This window comes from Streptomyces flavofungini (assembly GCF_041028215.1).
Classification (GTDB): domain Bacteria; phylum Actinomycetota; class Actinomycetes; order Streptomycetales; family Streptomycetaceae; genus Streptomyces; species Streptomyces flavofungini_B.
This window is the reverse complement of sequence record NZ_JASKYR010000492.1, coordinates 1-6,193: the sequence shown is the minus strand read 5'-3', so window position 1 is coordinate 6,193 and position 6,193 is coordinate 1. Positions and strand designations below refer to the sequence as shown.

Here is a 6,193-nt window from a genome sequence, read left to right as displayed (position 1 = left end):
GTCCTGGGGGGACCCGACGGGGCTCGTGCGAGGGCTCCTACTGCCGCCAGACGCAGTGCAGCGCCAGAGCGGACCGACCGCCGGGGGCACACGGCCCGCCCTCGCGGTGGTCTCCCCCGCACGGACGCCCGAACGCGGCGGCGTCCCGCGCCCCGTGCACGGTGCCGCTGTCGTCCAGCGCGGCAGCCGTGTCACCGGAGTCGGCGCGCGGCCGGTCCACACTGTGGTCGAAGTGACTGTCGGCGCGGTAGTCGTGCCCGGGCGAGCGCTGAGTGCCGTCCGCGGCGCCGGGCCGGTGGGCGCCTTCGCCGGTGCCGGGATGGCCCTCACCCGAGCAGACGGCGGCCGCGATCGTCGTGTGCGGGCCGGTGAACGTGGCGCCGTGCACGCCGCCCGCCAGGTGGGCCGCGAGCAGCAGCACGAGGCCGAACAGCAGGGCCCCGTGCCCCGTCCGGCCCGTGGGAGCCTCACCGATCCACGACCTGATCACGAGCACACCGTACTCGCCCGGCCACTCAAGGTCACATCGGCGCGGCCTCGCACTGGCCGAAACCCGCGCCGCCGCCGACTAAGATCATCTTCCGTCCCGCCGCCCCCGCACTGCGCTCCCCGCACTGCACGAAGAGAACTCGGATACGCGCGATGGCTGATGGAGAGACCACGCACTTAGGCACGCGCGCGGCCCGCCGCGTCCTGGCCGAACGCTGCCGGGCGATCACCACCGCCCGATGGTTCGCCGTCGCGGTGTTCGCGCTCATCCTCTCCAACGCCGCGGTCCTCGGCGTCGAGACCTACGTGGGCGTCGTGCACCGCTGGCACGAGCAACTCAAGCTCGTGGAGCACGGGTTCCTGGCCCTGTTCACGCTGGAGATACTCCTGCGCGCCGCCGCGCACGCCGACCGCCCGCGGGACTTCTTCCGCGACCCGTGGAACCTCTTCGACCTCGCCGTGGTCCTCTGCGCGTTCCTGCCCGTCGTACGCGAGAACGCGACCGTACTGCGGCTGCTGCGGCTGGCCCGCGTGCTGCGTACCGCACGCTTCCTGCCGCAACTGCGCATCGTCCTGGTGGCGGTGGGCCGCAGCCTGCCCGGCACGGTGAGCTTCCTGTTCGTGGGCGCACTGCTGCTGTACGTGTACGCGATGGTGGGCTGGGTCTTCTTCGCCGACGAGGACCCCGAGCACTTCGGTTCCATCGGCCGCGCCATCCTCACGCTCTTCCTCCTGATGACCCTGGACGGTCTGGGCGACGCGGTCCGCGCGGGCCTTGAGATCTCCCGCTGGAGCATCGTCTACTACGCCTCCTACGTCCTGCTCGCCTCCTTCGTCCTGGTCAACGTCCTCATCGGTGTCGTGATCACCTCCCTCGACGAGGCCAGGGACATGGAGCGGGACGCCGCCACGCACGACCCCGCGGATCCCGCCGAGCCCGGCGCCGACCCCGCCGACCAGGTGCGCGCCCGCATCGCGGCGGCGCGGCGCGCCCTGGACGAACTGGAGGAGAGCCTCACCCCGTAGGGTTCCCGGTCGGAGCGCGTGCGTCGGCAGTCATGCCAGTCAAGGGGGAACGCAGTGAGGACGACAGGGACGACCGGGACGAACACCCTGCTGTGGTCGGCGTCGGTCCCCGTGGTGACCCTGGCGGGCACCCTGCTCGGCCTGTACACCTGGATGTGGATCGGCATCGTCTGCACACTGGCAGCCGCCGCTGCCGCCGCCATCGTGGCCGGGGGCGTATGGCACCGGGCGGGTGCCGCGGTCGTCGCGACCGGTACCACCATGGCGCTCGGGCTCTTCGGGGCGAGCACCCTGCACGAGGGCTGCCTCAAACGGTTCGGCGAGCGGGTCGACGCAGTCGTCGTCGACACCGGGCAGCACACCAACGCCAAGGGTACGGAGCTGGACATCTGCCGGGTGGTCGACACCTCGGGCGCGGTACAGGACCTGGGCAACACGGAGAACTGCTATGGGCAGTTCAAGCCGAAGCAGCACGTCGTCCTCTACAAGGACCCGCTCGGCGGCATGGCCTCCTGGGTCGAGGCCACGGACGACCGCGGCCTCGAACCCATCAGCCTGTGGGCCACCGGCGGCCTGTCCGTCCTCACCCCGGCGGCGCTGGGCTACGCGGGGACGCGGCGGCTCTCGGACGCGGAGTCGGACGCCAAGAGGGTCCGCAGGAGCCGACGCAACCGTGCTGGCGCACGAACTTCCACGTCACCCCGTTGATGACACCGGCCGGTGACCGCCCGTCAGAGGGACTCGACCCGTACCCGCTCGCTCGCCTTGTCCGAGAGGAACGCCGCCATCCGGCGCCCCTCCTCCGCGACCTCCTCGCGCTCCGCCCGGGAGAAGCGCCGCAGGGGCGTCACCACGACGGTGTCCTCCCGCACGGTCCAGGTGGCGGCCACCCGGCCGTCGACCAGGGCCACCCGCTCCCCGGCGACGGAGAGGCCACGGTGGGCGTCGTCGATGAGGCGGGTGCGGTCGTCGTAGCCGAGGATCGCGTTGTCGAAGGCGGGCAGGAAGCGCACCGGGGCCGGGGTGTCGGCGGCCGGGCGCGGTGCGTCGGGGAGGTCGAGCAGTTCGCGCCCGCGCTCGTCGCGGAAGGAGACCAGTTCCGGGCGGAGGGCGGCGATCGCGGCCGGCAGTCCGGCGAGGCCGCTCCAGGCGCGCAGGTCGGCGGTGGCGGCGGGGCCGAAGGCGGCCAGGTAGCGGCGCGCCAGGGCCTGGCCGACCGGGTCGGAACCGTCCGGGGTGAGCGGGTCGGGGTCGCGGCCGAGCCAGGTGGCGAGGGGGAGGTTGCGCACCCCGGCCCTGGTGCGCCACAGGCCGCGCGGCGGCATCTGCGCCATGGGCACGAGCCCCGCGATGAGCATCTCGCCCAGGGCGCGCGGCGCCGCGGCGGGCCAGCGGTCGGCGAGCGCCCGCGTGAGTTCGGCCATGGAGCGCGGCTCGCCGTCGGCGAGGACCGCGCGGCCCGCGGCGGCCAGCTCGTCGAGGTCGATGCCGGCGAGGTCGGAGCGGTAGACGCCGAGCACCCGCTGGCGCAGCATCGCGTCGTGCCGGGCCCGCCAGGCCAGGGTGTCCTCCGCGGTGACGAGGTGGACGGTGCGGCGCATGAGGTGCGTACGTACCGCCTGCCGCCCGACGACGAGGTCGTCGAGGCTGCCCGGCGCGAAGCCGCGCAGCCTCGACCACAGTCCGACGAAGGGCTCCTGCGGTTCCTGCGCCTGGAGCCCGCACAGGTGCGCGACGGCGTCCAGGACCGGCATGTCGGCGCGGTCGAGAAGCAGTTGCCTGGCGAGGGTGGCACGGCCGAGGGCGCGGGCGTCGAGGACGGTCATCGGGCTGCTCCTGGAAATCTCTGTCGGCTCGGCTCAGCGCACGGCGGAGCGTCGCGGAGGGTCTGCGACGCACCGCCGCTGGGTCGGGGGCCACGATTCCAGGGATTGCGGTCAGCTTCTGTCCGCCACGTCAGGTCCGGGCCCGCTCAGATCGCGATGGACTGCTGGAGCCACCTGCTGACGCGGTACGGGAGCCACCAGGCGTGGGAGCCGATGTCCAGGACGAGCTGTTCGCTGCGGAAGTCGTCCAGGACGGCCGGGGGGACGGTGTCGGCCGGGGTGCCGTAGTCGAGGTGGCCGATGGCCGTCTCGTACTCCGGTTCGTCGGCGGTGAAACGGCGCAGCTCGCCCCAGCGGCGGTCGCGGATCTGGATGAAGCCGGGCCCTTTGCGCCACAGGCACTTGCACAGGTAGTGGCCGCGCCGCCAGAGGCGCAGTGACTCCTCGGCGTCGGCCGGGCCGAGGAGCGCGGTGGGCGGCTGGAGGTGGCTGAGGACGCGCCAGCTCTCGCCCGCGTCCGGGGCGAGCCGCAGCTCCCACTCGACCATGACCGCCCGCGCGGTCAGATCCCGTACGAGGGAGAGGCCGTACAGCGCGGCGGCCGGGTCCACGGTGTCGGCGAGGTCCACGGGGGCGGGCAGGCGGACCCTGCGGGCGCCCAGGTCCCACAGGCGTTCGGCCTGGCCGCGGGCCGGTCCGGGCAGCGGCACCTCGCCCAGGGACATCCCCGGCAGCTCGCAGGCGGCGGGGTCGTAGTCGCGCCAGGCCAGGAGCGTGGGCGTGGTGAGGGTGGCGGTCATCGGGCTCCTTCGGACGTGGGCGGGGGATCAGGCCGGTTCGGGGACGGCGGCACCGTCCTCGGCGGCGGACGCGGCGACGGTGTCCTCGGCGTGGATGTGCCGCATGAAGTCGAGGCGCAGCAGGTCCTCGTTGACCGCGGCCGGGGCGATGTGCACGTACTGGCCCGCGTCGGCGAAGACGATGCCGAGGGTGAGCCAGGAGTCCAGGAGCTCTTGGACGTCGGCCTCGGTGCGGGCGGTGCCGGTGACCCGGGCCGCTGCCTTGCGCGTCAGTGCCTGGACGCTGTGGGGCTGGTCGAGGAGGCGGAAGAGGGTCAGTTCGAAGGGGTCGGTCAGTTCCATGGCGCGCCAGTCGAAGGTGCGGCGGCGGCTGACCAGGACGATGCGGTCGCCGTGGTCGTCGTGGGTCAGGCGCGCGTCGGTGTGGTGCTTCTTCCAGTCGGCGAGGGCGCTGTTGAGCGCGCCGACGGTGGGTTCGCCGATGCCGCGGGCGGGCGCCTCGAAGACGTAGGCCATGCCGTACAGCTCTTCTTCGGGCAGGTCGTAGGTGAACCGGTAGTGGGCCTCGGGGCGCAGTCCGGTGAAGCCCAGTTCGGGGCGCTCGAAGTAGGGGCTGAAGCGTTCGATGGCGATACGGGCGGAGAGGTCGACCGGCGGGTCGAGGTGTTCCAGGGCCGGTATCTGGGCGATGACGGGGTCGTAGTCCTCGGCGCTCTCGCCGGGGAAGCCGTGCAGGTAGTTCCAGGCGACGGAGAGGCCGGTCTCGGCGCCGTCGCGCAGCATGCGGACGTTCTGGCAGCCGCTCACGCCCTTGTCCATCAGGTCGAGGACCCGGCTGTTGAGGCTCTCGATGCCGGGCTGTACGTAGATGAGTCCGGCGTCGGCGAGGGTGCGGAGCTGGCCGCGCTTCATGTTGGCCTTGATCTCGATGTGCAGGCGCAGGTCGTAGCCGCTGTCGATGATGCGGGGCAGCACGGTGGTGAGGTAGCGCATGTCGAGGATGTTGTCGACGACGTACATGTCCAGAACGCGGTGGCGGCGGGCCAGGTCCATGATCTCTTCGTAGAAGGTGTCCGGGCTCTTGGAGCGGAACTCCATGAACGAGCCGTTGAGCCCGCAGAAGGTGCAGTGGTGCTTCTCGCCCCACCAGCAGCCGCGCGCGCCCTCGACGACGAGTTTGGGCTCCACCCAGTTGCGGGCCACGGAGGCGGCGAGGCGTTCGAAGTAGCCGCTGTAGTCGGGCGGCAGGATCGCGGCGGGCGGCAGCGGCCGGGTGGCCATGGCGTTGGCGACGCTTCGCCCGGTGGCATCGCGGTGGCACAGTCCGGAGATGTCGTCCAGCGGTGTCCCTTGCGTGAGCGCGGTGAGCAGGGCGGGGAAGGCGGCCTCGCCCTCGCCGCGCACGACGTGGTCGACGAAGGGGAAGTTGCGGTGCACGGTGGCGCCCTGTTCGCCGTCGCAGTTGGCGCCGCCCATGACGGTGACGATGTGCGGGGCGAGTTCCTTGACGCGGCGGGCGGCGGCGAGCGCGGCGGTGTTCTGCTGGAAGGTGGAGGTGAAGCCGACGACGTCGGGCCCGTCCGCCACGATCTGCTGGGCGATGCTCTCGACGAACTCGGGGACGATCCGGTGCAGCTCGCGCGTCATCCGCATGCGCGCGGACTTCAGCTTCCCGGTCATCGTGGTGGTGAACTCCTCCTCGCGCCACTCGGGGTCGTCGTAGAGGGCGGAGGAGAAGACCCAGTCGCCGCAGCCCATGAAGTACGAGGAGAGGGCGTAGTACTCGTAGTCGTCACCGGTGAACTCGGTGCGCTCGGTGATCCAGTCGGTGAACATGAGGTTGGCGTGCAGCACGTCGGCGGTGGCGCCGGGGACGCGCTCGTCCACGCTGCGTTTGAGGATGCCCAGGGCCAGCGACGGCAGGTCGATGGGCGACCAGGGCATGTTGACCAGCAGTACGCGCACGGGCGCTCTCCTCCTGCGGCAGGGGCTGTGGGTAGGGGGCGTGGTCCCCCGCCCATGAAGTACGAGGAGAGGGCGTAGTACTCGTAG

General features: G+C 72.1%; 6 protein-coding genes. 2 read left to right on the top strand and 4 right to left on the bottom strand.

All coding sequences use genetic code 11. The features are described from left to right. Positions 1–37: 37 nt before the first annotated feature. On the bottom strand, positions 38–490 hold the full coding sequence (locus AB8Z36_RS27890) for a hypothetical protein (protein WP_369216148.1): 453 nt from the start codon (positions 488–490) through the stop codon (positions 38–40). A gap of 152 nt (positions 491–642) precedes the next feature. Between AB8Z36_RS27890 and AB8Z36_RS27885 the strand changes: the two genes are divergently transcribed. Beyond that, positions 643–1,515: an ion transporter gene (locus AB8Z36_RS27885; RefSeq protein WP_369216147.1), complete on the top strand. Its 873-nt coding sequence runs from the start codon at positions 643–645 to the stop codon at positions 1,513–1,515. A gap of 54 nt (positions 1,516–1,569) precedes the next feature. Then, complete coding sequence (locus tag AB8Z36_RS27880) at positions 1,570–2,223, top strand: hypothetical protein (RefSeq protein WP_369216146.1); 654 nt, start codon at positions 1,570–1,572, stop codon at positions 2,221–2,223. Positions 2,224–2,246: 23 nt separating this feature from the next. Here AB8Z36_RS27880 and AB8Z36_RS27875 read toward each other — a convergent pair whose 3' ends face one another. From AB8Z36_RS27875 to AB8Z36_RS27865, 3 genes are all read right to left on the bottom strand, one after another. Beyond that, entirely contained in the window at positions 2,247–3,341 is a 1,095-nt protein-coding gene (locus tag AB8Z36_RS27875) for a winged helix DNA-binding domain-containing protein (RefSeq protein ID WP_369216145.1), read from the bottom strand. Positions 3,342–3,487: 146 nt separating this feature from the next. Beyond that, complete coding sequence (locus AB8Z36_RS27870; protein WP_369216144.1) at positions 3,488–4,141, bottom strand: DUF5825 family protein; 654 nt, start codon at positions 4,139–4,141, stop codon at positions 3,488–3,490. 27 nt (positions 4,142–4,168) lie between these two features. Then, complete coding sequence (locus tag AB8Z36_RS27865; RefSeq protein ID WP_369216143.1) at positions 4,169–6,106, bottom strand: RiPP maturation radical SAM C-methyltransferase; 1,938 nt, start codon at positions 6,104–6,106, stop codon at positions 4,169–4,171. Positions 6,107–6,193: the final 87 nt, after the last annotated feature.